Raw genomic sequence first — 20181 nt, 5'->3', positions numbered from 1 at the left:
GTAATAGTTATTATAGATTTATTTTTAATAAAAAATTGCTTGATAAATATTATTCTGTGTAAGAATAGTGTTATTTAAAATTTTATTTTAATATTATATTTTTTAAAATGTTATTACTTATTTTGATTAAAAATTGAGCTTTTAAATGTTTTATATGAATATTCAATTATATATGTATGAAGTTATTAATATTTTTGATTTTAATTTTTTAATTATGTTATTGATAAATAACATTTGGTAATTGTTATAATACTAAGACATGATTAATATTCTTATTATAGTAGATTGAATAGGTATTTTATTTTAAATTATCTAAATTTTATTTTTATATATGATTTTTTTTGTTTGAATTTTTAAGTATTTTGGAGAAAAATGATCTATTAATAACATAATTTACCATTTTATTTTCTAAAATAATGTTTATTTATAACTAGATTTTAATGAAATTATATAGTATAATAATTCATTAAAATAAAAAGTTTTTAGAATTTTCTTTTTTTTTACGCCCTTAGCTCAGTTGGATAGAGCAACGGCCTTCTAAGCCGTAGGTCATAGGTTCAAATCCTATAGGGCGTATTTTTTATTATTTATAGAATAAAATTTTTATATTGAATTTTAAAATATTATAATTTTTCTATTTTTATAGAAGTGTATATTTTATTAAAATATTTTATTTATTTTATGTAAGAATATTTTTTATTTTCTTTTGAATTTCGTATATTGATTTTGATGCATCAATTTTATGGTACTGAATTTTTTTATTGTTTAATTGATTTTTATAATATTGAATAATTGTATTTTTGATATTTAGATATTCTAACAATCTTTTTTGAATAATTTTTTTTGTATCATCTTTTCTAATAACTAAATTTTCTTGAGTAATATTATCTTTTTCTGGTATTTGAGGTGGATTAAATATTATATGATATGTTCTTCCAGAAGGTTCATGAACTCTTCTACCTAAAATTCTTTCATATATTAATTCATTTGAAATATCAAATTCTATAATATAATCAATTAGAATATTTTGATTATTCATTTCAATTGCTTGAATTAATGTTCTTGGAAATCCATCTAATATAAATCCTTTATGACAATCTGTTTTTTTTATTCTATTTTTTATTAAATCAATAATTAAATTATCATTAATTAATTTTCCATTTTCAATACATTCTTTTAAAGTACTATTTGAATTTTTTTTTTTAATTATATTTCGTAATATATTTCCAGTAGAAATTTGAGGTATATTATATTTTTTACTAATAAACTCTGCTTGTGTTCCTTTTCCTGAACCTGGAGCTCCAAAAAGAATAATTTTCATAATTTGATATTTTAAATATTTTTATGAATTAATAAAAATTTGATTTATTTTATTAATAAAGTCGTTAGGATTATCCAATGATCCTCTTTCTGATAGTAATGCTTCTTCAAATAAAATTTGAATCCATATATTAATATTTTTATCATCTTGAAGATTAGAAATTTTTTTAATCAACTTATGATTAGGATTAATTTCAAATATATATTGTACTGGAGGAATATTTTGTCCAGCTGCCATAAATAATTTTGACATTTGAGTACTCATGGCATCTTTTTCAATAAGAAGTATTGCAGGAGTATCAATTAATCTATAACTTAATTGTACTTTTTTAATTTTTTCTTTTAAAACTTCTTGAATTTTTAATAATAATGTATTGATTTTTTTTAATGAATTATTTGATTTAGATTTTTCATGAACTATTTTATTTAAATCATCATCTATTTTATTGACTGATTGAAACTTTTTACCTTTAAAATCAGTTAAATAATTCATCATCCATTCATCAATTCGATCACATAATAATAGTACATCAATATTATTTTTTTTAAAAATTTCTAAGTGTGGACTTGTGCTCACTGTAGCATAACTATCAGCAGTCAAAAAATATATTTTTTCTTGATTATTAGGCATATTTTGAATGTATTCTGATAAAGATAAATTTTGTTCTATACAATTAGTTTTTATTGAGGTAAATCTTAATAATTCAGCAATTTTTTCTTGATTTTTTGTATCTTCTGCTATACCTTCTTTGAGAATTAATCCAAATTCTTTCCAGAATATTTGATATTGACTATTATTTTTTGTAAGTTGTTTAATTAACATTAATACTCGTTTTGTTATTGATGTTTTTAGAGAATGTGTAATATTATTTTCTTGTAACATTTCTCTTGAAACATTTAAAGGCAAGTCATTAGTATCTAAAATTCCTTTAATAAATCTTAAATAACTAGGTAAAAATTGTTCAGCATTATCCATAATATAAATTCTTTTAATATATAGTTTTAATCCATTTTTTTTTTGATCACGATTCCAAATATCCCAATGTGATTTACTTGGAATATATAGTAAACTAATATATTCTTGTGTACCTTCTACTTTATTATGACTCCAAATAATAGGATCGTTCATGTCTTGTGTTATGTGTTTGTAAAAATTTTTGTATTGATCATCAGTAATTTTTGATTTTTCAAGCGTCCATAATGCTTGTGCTGTATTTATTTGTTTCCATGAAAAAACTTTATTTTTTTTATCATATTCTTGAATTTCTATTGGAATAGTAATGTGATCAGAATATTTTTTAACAATATTGCATATTTTCCAATCTTCTAGAAAATCAATTTCTTCTTTTTTTAAGTATAATTCGACATCTGTTCCATATTCTTTTTTAGTTATAGAAGTAATAGTATATTCTCCTTTACCATCAGATTTCCAAAGTGTACCATTATTTTGATTTAATTCTTCTGCATGTCGTGTTCGTACAATTACTTTATCTGATACTATAAATGATGAATAAAATCCAACTCCAAATTTTCCTATAAGTTGATTATTTTTTTTATTTTCTTTATTTAAAGATTTTAAAAATGATTTTGTTCCAGAATTAGCAATAGTTCCGAGATTATTAATAATTTCTTGTTTTGTCATTCCAATTCCATTATCAGAAATAACAATTTTATTTTCTTTTTTATCCAATAATATACGTATGTACATATCACGATATTTTTGATCTGAATGTTCGTTAGATAAAAATTTAAATCTCATTTTATCAATTGCATCCGATGCATTAGATATTAATTCGCGAATAAATATTTCTTTATTTGAATATAGAGAATGAATCATTAAATGTAGCAATTGTTTAGTTTCAGATTGAAAAGAATATTTTTCATTTTTTTTCATAATTATATTTATACCTTAAATGTAAATAAATTTTATAATATTATTAAGTATGTATATTAGTTGATATATCTAAATATTATATTATTGAGTTCATAATTCCATAAGGAAATGGAATATCTTTTGAAATATCAGACATTTTTTGTTTTTTTGCTTCTCTAATACGTCTAGATGCATCATTAAATGCTGCTGTAATTAAATCTTCAATCATTTTTTTATTTTCTTTAAGAAAGCTTTCATCTATTTCTATATTTTTACAATTATATATTCCATTAATAGTTATTTTTACAATTCCTGCTCCTGATTCTCCAGTGACTTCCATTATTTCAATTTCTTTTTGGATTTTTTTCATTTTTTCTTGTATTTTTTGTGCTTTTTTTATTAAAGTATTGATATTATTTGCATCAAACATTTTTTATCCTTATTAAAAATAATATAAAAATTTTTATTTTATTATTTTAAAATACAATATATTAAGTATTATATTTGATTGTAAAGAAGAAAGTTAAAATTTATTTTTTTTTTGTGTTATACTTAATATATTTAATAAAGTGATTTCAATTCCTATTTTTGGGTTAGGTAAAAATTTTAGTTCTTTAATTCCTGATACTATAATTTTATAGTAATTTCTTAAATCTTCATAATCAATTAGTTTAGAAATTTTTAATAATTTTTTTTGATATAATGATTCTATATAATTATCATTTTTAAAACATTTTTTAAAGATAATAATATTATGTAAAATTTCTAAAATTTTTGTTAATATTGTACTTAATTCAATATTAGTTTTATATATTTTTGTTAATAATAACATAACATTAAAAGTATTTTTTTCAAACACAGATATGATGATTTTTAATGCTTGTTCTTTACTTAGGAAATTAAATATATTTGTAAGAATAGATTCTTTTATTTCATTCCCTCCAATCATTATAGCTTGTTCAGATAAGTTTAGTGCATCTCGGATACTTCCTTGAGATTCTTTAGCAATAATTTTTAGAGCTTTTTTTTCAAAAACAATTTTTTCTTTATTTAAAATATTAGATAAATGTTCTATTATTTGTATAATACTTATTTCTTTAAAGTTAAAATATATACATCTAGATATAATGGTTTTTGGTAATTTTCTAATTTCTGTTGTAGCTAAAATAAATTTTACATATTTTGGTGGTTCTTCAAGGTTTTTTAATAATGCATTGAAACTATATTTTGATAACATATGTACTTCATCAATTAAATATATCTTAAATTTTCCTTTAGTTGGTTTGTACTTTACTGTGTTTAATAATTCTTTAATATCTTCTACTTTAGTTTTGGAAGCAGCATCAATTTCTATTAAATCAGGAAAACATCCTTTTTGAATATCTTTACAATTTGAACATATTTGGCAAGGATACATTTTTATTCCAGTATTACAATTTAAACTTTTAGATAAGAGTCGTGCAAAAGTAGTTTTTCCTGTTCCTCTAGTTCCTGATAATATCCAGGATTGATGAATTTTATTGAATAAAAATCCATTTTTAATAGCAGTTAATATATATTGTTGACCAATAATTTCAGAAAATGAGTTTGGTCTCCATTTTCTTGCTAGAATTTGATAATGCATTTTAATTTTTTGTAATATATTTAAAATATATATTATAATAATATATAAATTGATTATTTGTAATAATAATTATATTTTTTATACATTATTATGAATAATTCAATTACTTTTATAATATATGAAATGTTAGTATAGAGTATAAGAATTATTTTAGGATTTGTTAGTTATTAATATTTTTTGTATATTTAAATACACGTATGGGTGTTTAGAATAAGTGTCTCAATTAAATAAATTACAGATCTTTATATATATCTACACAGTCTTGTAATAAATATAATAAATTTTAGGTTTTTAAAAATTTTATAATTATTAATAGTATCATGATTTATAGGGATAGTTGTGAATTATACATTTTGTAATATATTCCTCGTTTTTTTATTAATTGTTTATGATTTCCTTTTTCAATAATTTTTCCTGTTTTTAAAACAATAATTTTATCAGCATGTACAATAGTTGATAATCTATGTGCAATAATAATTAAAGTAGTGTATTTTTTTATAGATAATAATATTTTTTGTATTGATTGTTCTGTTTCTGGATCTATATTTGCTGTTGCTTCATCTAATATTAGAATTTTTGGATGTAACATTAATATTCTAGCTATAGAAATTAATTGTTTTTGTCCAGCTGATAAATTATTACCTTGTTCGTCTAATATAGTATATAATTTTTTAGGCATACATTTAAAACAAGAATGTAATTTTACTTTTTTTAAAACTTTCCATACTTTTTCTTCAGATATGTTTTTACCTAATGTAATGTTAGATAAAATAGTTCCAGAAAAAATTACTGGTTCTTGCTGTACCATATATATTCCATTTCTTAAAACATGATAACTTAATGTTTGTAGTAAACGTTGATCTAACATGATTGTTCCATGAGTTACTGGATAATAACCCATAATTAAATTAGCTAAAGTGCTTTTTCCACTTCCAGTATGTCCAATTAAAGCAATAAAATTGTTTGAAGGTATATTTAAATTGATATTTTTTAAAATTATAGGTCCATTTTTTTTATATGAAAAATTTAAATTACAAATTTTTATATTTCCATTTTTAAATTTTTTTAAATCATTTCCATATTTTTGTTTTTTTGAATCTATAAGTTTAAAAATTCTTTCTCCTGCTACCATAGATTGTTGTAAAATAGATTGTTGTGTTGTAATAGAAATTAATGGTTCATTTAGTCTGTTAAGGTAACTAATGAATGCATATAGTGTACCTACTGTAAAAGATCCAACAGGAGATAAGCTGAATACAGTAATTAATGTACATAAAACAAAAGAAGAAAATAAATTTAATAATGGTCTTAATAATAGTCCATCTAATTTTAATATTTTCATTTTAGTATTGTAATGTAATTTACTAGTATTTTTTATAGATTGTTTAAATCTTAATTGTTGAGAAAATTGTTGTATAATTAATATTCCGTTAATGATTTCATTAAATTCATTATTAATTTTAGCTAAATATGATCGAATATTTCTTAGTATAGGTTTACTATAATGTTGATATGTAAATATTACAATAATTACTAATGGAAATAACATCATAGATACAATGGCCATTTTCCATTGCATAATAAACATTGTAATTGACATAATAAAGATTAATGAAATGCTTCTAAAAATTGTATTTAATACAGTATCATATAATTCTTTAATTACTTCTGTATCATTAGTAATTTTTGATATAATTTTACCAATAGGTTGTATATGGAAATTTTGTAATGGTTGTAATAAAGCGGATTCCATTACTTCTAATCTTAATTTTTCTATAATTTTAATTGCTATTTTATTAAATATTAACATTTGAACATAATTTAAAATAATAGACATATTTTGTAATATTATAAAAGTAGAAAAAATTATTAAAATTATTTTTCTATTTAAATTATGTTGTGTTAAAATATGATTTAAAAAATAACTGATTAATACTGGTCCTAATATTTCTGATATAGAAGCAATTAATAGTAATAAAAAAGCTAAGAGAAATGATTTTTTCCAGCAAATTCCATAAGTCAACAGACGTTTAAGAATAGGCCAACCTTGAAAGAAATTAGCCATTTATGTGTTCCTTGTTTTTAATTTAATATATTTAATAATCTATAATTAATTTTTGATGATGGTACATATTACTATACCAATTTTCATATTTCATTAATTGGTTATGTGTTCCAAATTGTTCAATAGATCCATTTTTTATAATAAATATATTATCTACTTGGTTGAATATAGATAATTTATGTGATGTTATAATAATAGTATGGTTATTTTTTTTCCAATTTTTTATATTATTTAATATTATATTTTGTGTTTGACCATCTACTGCAGATAATGCATCATCTAATATTAAAATTTCTGATTTTAATAATAATGCTCTTGCAATAGAAATTCTTTGTTTTTGACCACCTGATAACATAATACCTCTTTCTCCAATATTTGTGTTATAACCATCAGAAAAGTTTATGATATCTTGATGTATGTTTACTAGTTTTGATACATATTCTATATCTTGTTGAGATGCATATGGATTACCTAATGATATATTATTTTTGATAGTATCGGAGAATAAAATAGAATTCTGATTCACTACAGCTAATTTCGTTCTCCAATGGTTAATTTTAAAATTAAATATTGAAGAAGAATTATATAGAATATCTCCTTGTGAGATATTTAAATTTCCTTGAATCAAATTTAATAAAGTACTTTTTCCACTTCCTGTTGGTCCGCATAATCCAATTATTTGATTAAAATGAATTTTAATAAAAATATTTTTTAGTGTAGGTTGTATTTTTTTTGGAAAATTAAACTTTAGTATATTGACAGTTAATGTTCCATGTTTTTCTAAAATTTTTTGGTTACCATGTTTAATAAAATCATCTTTATTGATAATTGACTTTATTCTATTCCATGCTGCACCTCCTCTTTCTAATATATTGAACATCCATGCTAGAGCTAACATAGGCCAAATCATTAACCCTAAATACATAATAAAACTTGTAAGTTGTCCAATTGTAATATTTTTATGCCAAACTAATACACTACCCATAGAGATAGCTAATAAATTAGATAATACAATAGAGAAATGAATAATTGGGTCAAATTTAGCATCTATTCTAGAAACTTTTATGTTTTTTTTACTTGTATATTGTGCGATTTTTTTAAATTTTTTTATTTCATTTTTTTCTAAACCAAATCCTTTAATCATATGAATATTTTTTAAACTTTCTTGTGTTTGATTATTTAACTCAGAAAATGATGCTTGTGATTTTTTAAAAGCATAATGTAATTGTTTTCCAAATCTTGTAATAATTATTGCCATAATAGGCATAGGTAATAATGAAATAAATGTTAATTTCCAATCTATTTGTATTATCATGATAATTAATACTGAACAACCTGTAACTAATGAATCTACTAATGTTAACACCCCTTCACCTGCTGCAAAGACCACTCTATCTACATCACTTGTTGCTCGAGCCATAAGATCTCCAGTACGATGATTAAGATAAAATAGTGCATTTTTTTTACTTAAATATGAATATATTTTTACTCGAAGCTCGATAGCTAATTGATATGCTGCTCCAAATAATAAAATTCTCCATATATATCTTAAAATATATACTGTAATTGATGTGAGAAGTATTGTTCCAATCCAATAATATAGTTTTATTCCGTATTTTTGTTTTTTTAATATTGAATCTATTAGAATCCCTATTAATCTAGGTGGTAGAAGTTGTAATATGGCTATTATAATTAATAAAATAACAGATCCTAAATATCGTTTCCATTCTTTAATAAAATACCAATTTATTTGATTAAATAATTTCACAAAAAAAATCCTAATTTTAGATTATGTTGAATTAGATATATTATTGGCATAATGATTATATAATTTAAAATAGATATAAAAGTAAAATATTTTAAAAATATAATTATTTTTTTAATATAAATAATTTTTATTAATTTACATGTTAATATATTTTTGTAATGTATAAAAATGTATAATATTTTAAAGATTTTATCTATATATTTTATACTTTACATAATATAGTTATATTAATATAATTTTATATTTATTTTTATAATCATGGCATTAAGATTTAAATATTTTTTATTTTAGTTAAATTTTTTAATAATGTTGTTGTAATATTGTGATAGTTATTTTTTTTAAATTTTATAAATAATATGTTTTTTTCTTGTTTTGTAAAAATGTTATTATATTCTATTTTTTTTATTGCAATAATTAATATATTCCCATTTTTAATATGTATAACAATATATTTTGGTTGATTTCTGATAAAATTTAAAATTGAAAATATATTTTTTTCGTATTTATTTTTGGAATATATTTTAATAAGATTAAAATTTAATTTATTTTTTTTAAGTAAATAATAATTATTTTTTTGTATTTGATAGATAATATTTAGACTTTTGTTATTGATTATGTTTTTTGATTTTTTAATTTTAATATATTTAATAATTTGATTTTTTATTTTTTTTATAGGTAGTAATTTTTGTGGTTGATATTTTTGTATATTTAATATGATAAAATTTATTTTATTTAATGATAATAATATTGTTTTATTAAAAAACATATTATTTTTATTAAATATAAATTTTTTGATTATTTGAAAATTTATTTTTTTTGGAATATTATTTCGAGTACAGTAATATGTATATTGTTTTGTAGCATATTGTATAGAATTATTTTGATGTGTTATATTAATAATATTTTTTGTTTTATTATTATGAATATTTTTTATTTTTTTATTATGATTTTGGGTGAGTCCATATAATTTAATAATAAAAAAATTAGAATGATATTTAATTAAATTAGATATTTTATTTTTTGTATTAATTTTTATATTTGTAATATTATTATTTAATTTATTTTTTTTAATCCATAATGAATCGGTTATATTCATTATATTTTTAAAAATGAATAATTGATTTTTTAAAAGATCGAAAATTTTTATTTTTTTTTTTATGATTTTATTTAATATTTTTAGTCCATATTGTTTATTTTTAAATATAATAATAATATATCTTTTTTTATTTAAAATATTATGATTGTTTATGTATTGTTTATACCATAATTTTATGTATTTTCCTTGGTATTTAGTATTTATTTTTTTTTTTTGGAATTGTATAATTTTTATTATAAATTTTTCATTATATATAAATTTTTTTTGATTTTTTTCATAATGAAATTTTATTTCTTGATTTAAAATTTTTTGTTTTTGAATCAAGGGTTTAATTTTTATTTGTATAAGTTTTATAATTTTTTTTTCTGATATAGCTTGTAAAATATATTTTTTTTCATTTTCTAATATAAAATCTGAATAAATAATGGTTTCTATTATTTTTTTTATTACTTTTTTATATTTTATAATATTAATATACTTTTGATTATCTAAATTATTTTGGTTAATAAATTTAATATATTTATATTTATTAAATATATGATATATTTTGAATTTAGAATTATTCATAACATTATTTATAATTGCTTTTTTATGAATATCTATATTAAATGTGTTAAAATATTTTTTTAAAGTGTTTTGGTATATTATTTGTGATAATACATATTCATATGTTCTTTTAATATATTGAAAATTATTTCTTATGTAATAAAAGTTTTTACCAAACATTTGAATATGTTGTTTTGTGTGATATTGATATAAATTTTTTATTATTTTCAAATCTATTTTATAAGAATAAATTTGAAAAATAGGGAAATTATATTTATTTGTAATATAGAAATTAATACTATTAAATATTATAGAAATGATAATAATAGTTAAAATACAAAAAAGTATAACTTTTTTTATTGTTATATTTTTTTTAATCATATTAACCTTTGATTTTAAAATATTTTATGGTTAATTGTATATTTAAATATTTGTAAAATAATAGAATTATAAAATATAAAACAGATATTTATATTATATTAATATAGTTTTTAAAAAGATAATATGTGTATTATTTTAAATTTTTTATAATATAAGGTTGATTTATTAAAGATAAAATCAATGCTTCTTTTATAGTTTTAATCGGATATATAACTAAATTTTCAAGAATATTATTTGGTATTTCTTCTAAATTATGTTTATTTTGATATGGAATAATTACAATTTTTATTTTACCTCGATGTGCTGCTAATAGTTTTTCTTTTAATCCTCCAATTGGTAAAACTTTTCCATTTAGTGTAATTTCTCCTGTCATAGCAACATCTGATCTAACAGGATTTTTAGTAAGTGAAGAAATAATAGAAGTACAAATTGCAATACCTCCACTTGGTCCATCTTTAGGTGTTGATCCTTCTGGAATGTGTACATGTATATCGTATGTTTCATAAAAATGGGATTGTATTCCTAATTTTTTTGATTGTGAACGTACGACAGTTAATGAGGCTTGAATAGATTCTTTCATAACTAAACCTAATGATCCAGTATAAATCAGTTTTCCTTTTCCAGGTATACATTCAGTTTCAATAGTTAATAGATCACCTCCTATTTCTGTCCATGCTAATCCAGTCACTTGTCCAATTTGATTAACATTTTTAGATGTTCCATAATTAAATTTTTTTATTCCTAAAAAATTTTTTAAATTTTTATCGTTAACTATGATATGTTTTATATATGTATTAAGTAAAATTTTTTTTACTACTTTTCGGCAAATTTTAGCAATTTCTTTTTCTAAACTTCTAACACCTGATTCTCGAGTATAATATTGTATAATGTGTTTAATAGCATTATCAGAAATTGTAATTTCATGTTTTTTTAAAGCATGTCTATTAATTTGTTTTGGTTTTAAATAATTATAAGCTATATTAAATTTTTCATCTTCAGTATAACTAGAAACGTGAATTATTTCCATTCTGTCTAATAATGGTAATGGAATATTCATTGAATTAGCAGTAGCAATAAACATAACATTTGATAGATCGTAATCTAATTCTAAATAATGATCATTAAAATGTATATTTTGTTCTGGATCTAATACTTCTAATAGTGCTGAAATTGGATCTAAACGAATATCATGAGACATTTTATCAATTTCATCTAATAAAAAAAGTGGATTTTTTACTCCAACTTTAGTGATATTTTGAATAATTTTCCCTGGCATAGATCCAATATATGTTCGTCGATGTCCTCTAATTTCTGCTTCGTCGTGTACTCCTCCTAATGCCATACGAATATATTTTCTTCCAGTAGCTTGAGCAATAGATTTTCCTAAAGATGTTTTTCCGACTCCGGGAGGACCAATTAAACATAAAATAGGGCCTTTTATTTTGTTTGTTCTAATTTGTACTGATAAATGTTCTAAAATTCTATCTTTTACTTTTTCTAATCCAAAGTGATCTCGGTCAAGTATTATTTGAGCTTGGTGAATATCTTTTTTAATTTTACTTTTTATAGTCCATGGTACTTTGATAATCCAATCAATATATCCTCGTATTACAGCAGCTTCTGCAGATGTAGATGACATCATTCTCAATTTTTTTAATTCTAATAATGCTTTATCTTTTACAATTTTCGGTATTTTTAGTAAGTTAATTTTTTCTAATAATAAATCGTTTTCGTCTATGATATTTTCTACATTACCTAATTCTTGTTGAATTGCTTTAATTTGTTCATTTAAATAAAATTCTTTTTGACTTTTTTCTATTTGTTGTTGTATACGATTTTTAATATTTTTTTCTATTTTTAATAACTCTATTTCTGATTCTATGATTAAAACTAAATATTCTAATCTTTGTTCTATATTAATCAGTTCTAGCATTTTTTGTTTTTCATCTAACTTTAATGATACATGAGATGATATAATATCAGCTAATTTTGTTGGATTATTAATAGTAGAAAATGAAGTTAATATTTCTTTTGGAATTTTTTTATTAAATTGAATATATTTTTCAAATTTATCTAAAATTATTTTTATTAATACTTGTATTTCTTCAGGATTATTATATTTAGAATGTATTATTTCAATTTCACCTGTTAAATAAATATCATTTGTATTTAATTGATGAATTTGACCTCTTTTTAATCCTTCCACTAATACTTTTATTGTTCCATCTGGTAGTTGTAATGTTTGTACAATAGACGCTATAGTTCCTATTGGAAATATTTCATACATATGTTTAGGTTCTTCTGTATTAGCTTCTATTTGTGTTACTAACATAACTTTATTATCATTTTTTATAGAAACTTCAATAGATTTTATAGATTTTTCACGACCTACAAATAATGGTACAACTGTATTAGGACATATGACTATGTCACGTAATGGTAATACAGGCATTATAATACGTTTAAGACACTCAGAATTCATAGAGTTCTCGCTTTTATAGTAGTATCTTTTTAAAATAATATAAGTAATAAGACATTTAAATTTTATGATATATTAAATGTATAATAATTATAATATTTAATTTTATTTGTTTTATTTATTAAGTTAAAAATATTATATATATTAAAATCTATTGAATATTTTTATATATTATAGTTGGTTGAATATGTTTTTGAATTGTTAGTTTATTTATTAATACTTTTTTTACATTTTTCATTGAGGGTAATTCATACATTGTATCTAATAAAATATTTTCTAATATTGATCTTAACCCTCGAGCACCGGTTCTTTTTTTTAATGCTTGTTTTATAATTTCTTGGATTGCATTTTCTTCAAATTCTAATTTTATTTTTTCAAAAGAGAACATTTTTTGATATTGTTTTATTAATGCATTTTTTGGTTGAGATAATATTTTATATAACATATTTTTATCTACATCATTTAATGTAACGATAATTGGTAGACGACCTATAAATTCTGGAATTAATCCAAACTTAATTAAATCTTGTGATTCTATTTTTTTTATAATATTTTTTTTATTTTTTAATAAATCATTTTTTTTTATTGTTGCATGAAAACCAATATTTGTTTTATTTTTTAATCTTTTATAGATAATTTTATTTAAACCAGAAAATGTTCCACCACATATAAATAATATTTTTGATGTATCAATATATAAACATTTTTGTTGCGGGTGTTTTCGATTACCTTGAATAGGAACAGATATTAATGTTCCTTCTATAAGTTTTAGTAATGCTTGTTGAACCCCTTCACCAGAAACATCACGTGTAATGGAAATATTATCAGATTTTTTAGATATTTTATCAATTTCATCAATATATATAATACCTGTTTCTGCTATAGAAACATTATAATTACATTTATGAAGAAGTTTTTGAAGAATAGTTTCAACATCTGATCCAACATATCCTGCTTCAGTTAAAGATGTAGCATCAGCTATAGCAAATGGAATATTAAGTAATTTGGCTAATGTTTCAGCTAATAAAGTTTTTCCACTTCCTGTTGGACCAATTAATAATATATTACTTTTTCCTAATTCGATATTTTGATTATTATTTGTATCTAAAATACGCTTATAATGATTATATACTGCTACAGATAATACTTTTTTAGAATTTTTTTGACCTATAATATATTTATTTAAATTTTTATATATTTCTTTAGGTTTAGGTATATTTTTCAAATTTATTGTATCTTTTATATATAATGTATCTTCATTCAGGATTTCATTACATAGTTTAACACATTCATTGCATATATATACTGATGGTCCTGAAATTATTTTTTTTACATTTTTATGATTTTTTTTACAAAAGGAACATAACAATTCATCATTTTTTTTTTTGTGTGTATTATCTTGCATGCACTTATTCTCTTATAATGATTATATATCAAAACTGTAAAAATTATTGAATTATCAATTTTAATAAATATATAAGTGAATATATTTTATTACTGTATTGAGTAATTAAGAATGTTTTATTTTTCTAGATTGTAGTATAGAATCAATTAATCCATATTTTATAGCTTCATGAGCATTTAGAAAACAATCTCGTTCTGTATCTTGTTCAATTTTTTTTATTGAGTTTCCAGTATGATAAGATATAATTTGATTAATCTGGTTTTTAGTTTTTAAAATTTCATTTGTATGAATTTCAATGTCTGATGCTTGACCTTGATATCCACCTAATGGTTGATGGATCATAATTTTTGAATTATTTAAACAAAATCTTTTTCCTTTTGTTCCAGCACATAATAATATTGCTGCCATCGAACAGGCTTGACCAATACAAATAGTGTTTATATCGGAGCTAACAAATTGCATAGTATCATAAATTGATAATCCGGATGTGATGATACCACCAGGAGAATTAATATATAAAAATATATCTTTTTTAGGATTTTCTGATTCAAGAAATAATATTTGTGCAACAATAATATTAGACATGTTATCTTCTATGTTGCCGGTGATAAAAATAATTCTTTCTTTTAATAAACGTGAATATATATCATATGAACGTTCTCCTCGAGATGTTTTTTTAACAACCATAGGAATTAAATTTATAGTATTTTTAATATTTTTTTTATATGACATGATAATTCTTATTTTTAATAATTTTAGTAATATTATATAAATAATATATATTATAGTAAATTAAATTGTTTATTGATAATTTTCGCTTCTTTAAGATTACATTTTTTTTTAATTATTGAACATGATTTTAATATGAAATTATATATTTTATTTTTTAAAATTATATTATGTATATTTTTTATAGTGTCGTCTTGATTAAAATCAAATGGAATATTTTGAAACATATTCTTTTTATCTAATTGATTAAAAAATTTTTCAATTTCTACTTCGGTAACTTTAATTTTTTTTTGATTTATAATAGATTGCATAATTAAAAAAGTGTTTATTTGTTTTATTGATTTTTGTTTAATATTTGTCCAATATATTGATTCTAAAATATTTCCTTTTTTTTGAATATATTTTTGATGTAGTATATTTTTTATAATATTTATTTCTTTTTGTAATAAGAAATTAGGTATACTAATAGTATGCATATTAGTTATTTCTTTAATATATTGATTTATTAAATATTCTTGGTTTAAATTATTAATTTCTTGTTTTATATTATTTTTAATAAAAATGTGTAATTTTTTAATATCATTATCAATTTTAAATTTTTTCATTAAATATTGTATAAATTTTTCTTTTGAAAAAAGTGTAGTTGGTTGTTCTATGTTCAAGATTTGTGCTTTAATATGTATTTTTTTTCCTTGTAATATTAATTCTGGATGTTCTTTATGTATTTGAATATCTATTTCTATACAATCACCTATTTTTTTATTAATAATTTTTTCTTCTAATTGTGGAATAGTTTTTTGTATATTGGTAATATATTGATATTGAAATTGATTATGATAATTTTTATTTTGAAGAGTACAATTTAAGAAAATTTGATTATTTTTTTGAACGGGTTGGTTGGTTGATTTCCAGATGATTTTTTCATGTCTGAGTTTTTCAATTATTTTTTGAATATTTAATTTATCAAGTTTAATGGATAATTTTTGTATTTTTATGTCTTTTAATTTTTGAAAATTAATTTTTGGAAAGTGATAAAATTCTACAGAATAAATTAAATTGTGATTATTATTGCATTGATTAATAGTAATTTTGGGATTATTAATAATATTTATTTTTTTTATTTTGATAATTTTTTTTAAATTTTCGTGCATAATCTTGTTTATTATTTTTTTTTTAATTAATTCTCCATATCTATTTTCAATAATATTAATAGGTGTTTTATTTTTTCTAAATCCGTTAATTATAGTATTTTTTTGTGTTTTAATTATTTCTTCTTTAATAATCGGTTCGATTTTAGAAAAAGGTATAGTAATTATGATTTTTTTTTTACAATTTTTTAATTTTTCTATATGAAATTTCATGTAATTCCTAGTTTCTAAAATGTTAGTTGTAAAAATATTTATAATTAAATATTTTATATATTAAAGGTTTTAAAATTATTTTATAAATTAAAATTATATAATAATTTATTTTTCAAATTTTTATTTATATCTAAAATTTTATATTACATATAATGTAATATATCATTATTTATTTTGATATTGACATATTATTTTATTTGTATAATTCATTTTTTTTTTATTCCATTCATGTATAGTATATGTATATATAGAAATTGCATAAATTGTATTATTTATTTCATTAGATAATATAGAATGTACTTGTTTATGTCTTTTAAATAAAGTTTTTCCAATGAATTTATTACTGACAATAAATATTATAATATTTTTTTTATTGTCTTTCATTGTATGATATACACTATTATCATAAATTTTAATATATTTAGGTTGAAAATAATCTTTTATTTTTTTTATCATAATTTTTAATTTTTTTGTATTGTAATATTTCAGTGAATAATTGTGTAGTTTTATATTTTAAAATATCAATGTATTTATTAAAATTCAAGCATAATATGATATTTTTACATATAATTTTTTATTTTTAATTGTTTATATTTAAATATAATATGTAATATATTTAAAATATATTTTGAGGATGTATAATGTGTTTAATTTTTAAAAGTATGGTATTAGTATTTGGAATATTTTTATATAATGGATATCGTAATTCTATTTTTTATCCGGTTAGTACAATATTAAATGAACAACATAAGTTAATTTTTATAGCATTTTTAATTATGTTAATAATTGTTTTACCTGTTATTTTTATGACATTTTTTTTTTCTTATAAATATAGTTCTGAAAATATTTCTAATGAATATAATCCTGATTGGTCACATTCCAATAAAGTTGAGTTAATTATTTGGATTATTCCTATTATTATAATTATTTTTCTTGGGATAATAGCTTGGAAATCGTCACATACTTTAGATCCTAAAAGACCTATTATTTCAAATAATCGTCCTATTGTTATTAATGTAGTTGCATTAGATTGGAAATGGTTATTTATATATCCTAAGAACAATATTGCTACTGTTAATGAAGTTATATTACCTATAAATACTCCAATTATTTTTCATATTACTTCATATTCTGTTATGAGTTCTTTTTTTATTCCTTCTTTAGGTAGTCAAATTTATGCAATGCCGGGTATGAAAACAACACTTCATTTAATTTCAGATATTCCAGGAAAATATCATGGATTATCTGCAAATTATAATGGTTTTGGATTTTCTAATATGAAATTTAATGTTTTTATTTTACCTAATAATAATATCTTTAATTTTTGGATTAAAAAAATTCAAGATTCATCTAATACATTAAATACTATTAAAAAATTTAAAAATTTATCTAATCCTAATGAATTTTGTACAGTAAAATATTTTTCTAGTGTTTATGATGGATTATTTAGAAAAATAGTAAATCAATCTGTATAATTAATTTAATTTATATTATATAAAATATCAAATTTTAATATATATAATTAAAATTTTATTTTTAAATATTATTGAGGCATTTAAAGTAATGTTGGGAAAATTAACGTTTCATTCTATTCCTTATAATGAACCTATTATTGTAATTACTTTTATTGTTATTATTTTAATAAGTTTATTTATTGTGTTTAAAATTACTCAATTAGGAAAATGGAAATATTTATGGTTAGAATGGTTTACTTCAGTAGATCATAAAAAAATTGCAGTAATGTATTTGATTTTGGCGTTTATTATGTTATTTCGTGGATTTATTGATGCAATAATGATGCGTATTCAACAATTTTTATCTTCTATGGGTAATGTTGGATTTTTACCACCGCATCATTATGATCAGATATTTACTGCACATGGTGTAATTATGATTTTTTTTGTTGCTATGCCTTTAATTATTTCTTTAATGAATTTAGTTATACCATTACAAATTGGTTCACGAGATGTAGCTTTTCCATTTTTAAATAATTTAAGTTTTTGGTTTACAGCTAGTGGTGCTATTCTTATGAATATATCTTTAGGAATTGGAGAATTTGCACAAACAGGATGGTTATCTTATCCTCCTCTTTCTGAAATTCAATATAGTCCTGGAGTAGGAGTAGATTATTGGATTTGGAGTTTACAAATATCAGGTATTGGAACAACATTAAGTGGAATTAATTTTATTGTTACTATTTTAAAAATGCGTGCTCCTGGTATGAATATGTTTAAAATGCCAGTATTTACTTGGACTTCTTTATGTTCTAATATTTTAATTATTGCAGCATTTCCAGTTTTAACTTTAACTTTAATATTATTAAGTCTAGATCGTTATTTTGGATTTCATTTTTTTACTAATGATTTAGGTGGTAATATTATGATGTATGTTAATTTAATTTGGATTTGGGGGCATCCAGAAGTATATATTTTAATTTTACCTGCTTTTGGTGTTTTTTCAGAAGTAGTATCTACATTTTCTAAAAAATCTTTATTTGGTTATGTTTCACTTGTATGGGCTACTATATCAATTACTATATTATCATTTTTAGTGTGGGTTCATCATTTTTTTACTATGGGATCTGGAGCAAATGTTAATTCTTTTTTTGGAATTACTACTATGATTATTGCAATTCCAACAGGGGTAAAAATATTTAATTGGTTATTTACAATGTATCAAGGTCGTATTCGTATACATTCTGCTATGTTATGGACTTTAGGATTTCTAATAACTTTTACGATTGGTGGAATGGCAGGAGTTTTGTTATCTATTCCTGCTATAGATTTTATACTTCATAATAGTGTATTTTTAGTTGCTCATTTTCATAATGTTATTATTGGGGGTGTAGTGTTTGGTTGCTTTTCTGGAATTACATATTGGTTTCCAAAATTTTTTGGTTTTTCATTAAACGAAAAATGGGGAAAACGTGCTTTTTATTTTTGGATTTTTGGATTTTTTATGGCTTTTATGCCTTTATATTATTTAGGTTTTATAGGTATGACTCGTCGTTTAAGCCAAAATATTGATCATAAATTTCACACCATGTTAACTATTTCTGTAATTGGAGTAATATTAATTGCTATAGGAATATTATGTCAAATGATTCAATTATATATTTCTATCAAAGATAGAAATATAAATAATCATTTTCATTGGGATCCATGGGATGGTAGGACTTTAGAATGGTCTATTCCTTCTCCTCCTCCAATATACAATTTTGCACATATTCCTATTGTTGCTAGTATTGATGATTTTTGGTATAAAAAACAATTAGGTATATTACCAAAAAAAAATAATTTATATCATGATATTCATATGCCTAAAAACACTTCTTTGGGAATAATTTTAGGATTTTTATCTTTATTATTTGGTTTTTCAATGGTGTGGCATATATGGTGGATTGGTATGATATCCTTATTATTAATGTGTATTATATTTTTACAATATACTATACATATAAATAGTTATTATATATCTAGTCAAGAAGTAAAAAATATAGAAGATCAGTGTTTGAGAAATTATAAACAGGATTAA

14 protein-coding genes and 1 tRNA gene are annotated in these 20181 nt (G+C 20.5%); 3 read left to right on the top strand and 12 right to left on the bottom strand.

The window, feature by feature from the left end; all coding sequences use genetic code 11:
* The first annotated feature begins 502 nt into the window (after positions 1 to 502).
* Positions 503 to 576, top strand: a tRNA-Arg gene (locus AB4W56_RS01570).
* Positions 577 to 679: 103 nt separating this feature from the next.
* Here the strand turns inward: AB4W56_RS01570 and adk are convergent.
* The 12 genes from adk to AB4W56_RS01510 all read right to left on the bottom strand — a co-directional run bounded on the left by adk (position 680) and on the right by AB4W56_RS01510 (position 17103).
* Entirely contained in the window at positions 680 to 1321 is a 642-nt protein-coding gene (adk, locus tag AB4W56_RS01565; protein WP_367675726.1) for an adenylate kinase, read from the bottom strand.
* 21 nt (positions 1322 to 1342) lie between these two features.
* On the bottom strand, positions 1343 to 3214 hold the full coding sequence (htpG, locus tag AB4W56_RS01560) for a molecular chaperone HtpG (protein ID WP_367675725.1): 1872 nt from the start codon (positions 3212 to 3214) through the stop codon (positions 1343 to 1345).
* A gap of 76 nt (positions 3215 to 3290) precedes the next feature.
* Entirely contained in the window at positions 3291 to 3623 is a 333-nt protein-coding gene (locus tag AB4W56_RS01555; RefSeq protein WP_367675724.1) for a YbaB/EbfC family nucleoid-associated protein, read from the bottom strand.
* Positions 3624 to 3716: 93 nt separating this feature from the next.
* Positions 3717 to 4817: a DNA polymerase III subunit gamma/tau gene (gene dnaX, locus AB4W56_RS01550; RefSeq protein WP_367675723.1), complete on the bottom strand. Its 1101-nt coding sequence runs from the start codon at positions 4815 to 4817 to the stop codon at positions 3717 to 3719.
* Positions 4818 to 5142: 325 nt separating this feature from the next.
* Positions 5143 to 6882 (bottom strand): SmdB family multidrug efflux ABC transporter permease/ATP-binding protein, encoded by a 1740-nt coding sequence (locus AB4W56_RS01545; RefSeq protein WP_367675722.1) that lies wholly within the window; start codon positions 6880 to 6882, stop codon positions 5143 to 5145.
* Positions 6883 to 6913: 31 nt separating this feature from the next.
* Positions 6914 to 8650, bottom strand: a complete 1737-nt coding sequence (locus tag AB4W56_RS01540) for a SmdA family multidrug ABC transporter permease/ATP-binding protein (RefSeq protein ID WP_367675721.1) — start codon at positions 8648 to 8650, stop codon at positions 6914 to 6916.
* Between the two features lie 271 nt (positions 8651 to 8921).
* Positions 8922 to 10673, bottom strand: coding sequence for a SurA N-terminal domain-containing protein (locus tag AB4W56_RS01535; RefSeq protein WP_367675720.1), 1752 nt, complete (start codon positions 10671 to 10673; stop codon positions 8922 to 8924).
* 130 nt (positions 10674 to 10803) lie between these two features.
* Entirely contained in the window at positions 10804 to 13155 is a 2352-nt protein-coding gene (lon, locus tag AB4W56_RS01530; protein WP_367675719.1) for an endopeptidase La, read from the bottom strand.
* Positions 13156 to 13303: 148 nt separating this feature from the next.
* Complete coding sequence (gene clpX, locus AB4W56_RS01525) at positions 13304 to 14557, bottom strand: ATP-dependent Clp protease ATP-binding subunit ClpX (RefSeq protein ID WP_367675718.1); 1254 nt, start codon at positions 14555 to 14557, stop codon at positions 13304 to 13306.
* 105 nt (positions 14558 to 14662) lie between these two features.
* On the bottom strand, positions 14663 to 15289 hold the full coding sequence (gene clpP, locus AB4W56_RS01520) for an ATP-dependent Clp endopeptidase proteolytic subunit ClpP (protein WP_367675717.1): 627 nt from the start codon (positions 15287 to 15289) through the stop codon (positions 14663 to 14665).
* 50 nt (positions 15290 to 15339) lie between these two features.
* Positions 15340 to 16647, bottom strand: a complete 1308-nt coding sequence (gene tig / locus AB4W56_RS01515) for a trigger factor (RefSeq protein ID WP_367675716.1) — start codon at positions 16645 to 16647, stop codon at positions 15340 to 15342.
* 165 nt (positions 16648 to 16812) lie between these two features.
* Positions 16813 to 17103, bottom strand: coding sequence for a BolA/IbaG family iron-sulfur metabolism protein (locus AB4W56_RS01510; protein WP_367675715.1), 291 nt, complete (start codon positions 17101 to 17103; stop codon positions 16813 to 16815).
* A gap of 185 nt (positions 17104 to 17288) precedes the next feature.
* Here AB4W56_RS01510 and cyoA point away from each other — a divergent pair, with 185 nt between their 5' ends.
* Entirely contained in the window at positions 17289 to 18122 is an 834-nt protein-coding gene (gene cyoA / locus AB4W56_RS01505; protein ID WP_367675714.1) for a ubiquinol oxidase subunit II, read from the top strand.
* An 88-nt stretch (positions 18123 to 18210) separates the two neighbouring features.
* The gene (gene cyoB / locus AB4W56_RS01500; protein WP_367675713.1) at positions 18211 to 20181 is read left to right on the top strand and encodes a cytochrome o ubiquinol oxidase subunit I; all 1971 of its coding nucleotides are present in this window, start codon (positions 18211 to 18213) and stop codon (positions 20179 to 20181) included.

This window comes from Buchnera aphidicola (Phyllaphis fagi), from assembly GCF_964058955.1.
GTDB classification, from domain to species: domain Bacteria; phylum Pseudomonadota; class Gammaproteobacteria; order Enterobacterales; family Enterobacteriaceae; genus Buchnera_L; species Buchnera_L aphidicola_AI.
Note: the sequence above shows the minus strand (reverse complement) of the source record. Positions and strands in the feature narration are given on the sequence as shown.

Excerpts from the sequence above, each read along its gene's own strand:
- clpP (WP_367675717.1), bottom strand. The coding sequence starts at position 15,289 with ATGTCATATAAAAAAAATATTAAAAATACTATAAATTTAATTCCTATG.
- AB4W56_RS01555 (WP_367675724.1), bottom strand. The coding sequence starts at position 3,623 with ATGTTTGATGCAAATAATATCAATACTTTAATAAAAAAAGCACAAAAA.
- cyoB (WP_367675713.1), top strand. The coding sequence starts at position 18,211 with ATGTTGGGAAAATTAACGTTTCATTCTATTCCTTATAATGAACCTATT.
- AB4W56_RS01510 (WP_367675715.1), bottom strand. The coding sequence starts at position 17,103 with ATGATAAAAAAAATAAAAGATTATTTTCAACCTAAATATATTAAAATT.
- clpX (WP_367675718.1), bottom strand. The coding sequence starts at position 14,557 with ATGCAAGATAATACACACAAAAAAAAAAATGATGAATTGTTATGTTCC.
- lon (WP_367675719.1), bottom strand. The coding sequence starts at position 13,155 with ATGAATTCTGAGTGTCTTAAACGTATTATAATGCCTGTATTACCATTA.
- dnaX (WP_367675723.1), bottom strand. The coding sequence starts at position 4,817 with ATGCATTATCAAATTCTAGCAAGAAAATGGAGACCAAACTCATTTTCT.
- AB4W56_RS01535 (WP_367675720.1), bottom strand. The coding sequence starts at position 10,673 with ATGATTAAAAAAAATATAACAATAAAAAAAGTTATACTTTTTTGTATT.
- AB4W56_RS01545 (WP_367675722.1), bottom strand. The coding sequence starts at position 6,882 with ATGGCTAATTTCTTTCAAGGTTGGCCTATTCTTAAACGTCTGTTGACT.
- tig (WP_367675716.1), bottom strand. The coding sequence starts at position 16,647 with ATGAAATTTCATATAGAAAAATTAAAAAATTGTAAAAAAAAAATCATA.
- cyoA (WP_367675714.1), top strand. The coding sequence starts at position 17,289 with ATGTGTTTAATTTTTAAAAGTATGGTATTAGTATTTGGAATATTTTTA.
- adk (WP_367675726.1), bottom strand. The coding sequence starts at position 1,321 with ATGAAAATTATTCTTTTTGGAGCTCCAGGTTCAGGAAAAGGAACACAA.
- htpG (WP_367675725.1), bottom strand. The coding sequence starts at position 3,214 with ATGAAAAAAAATGAAAAATATTCTTTTCAATCTGAAACTAAACAATTG.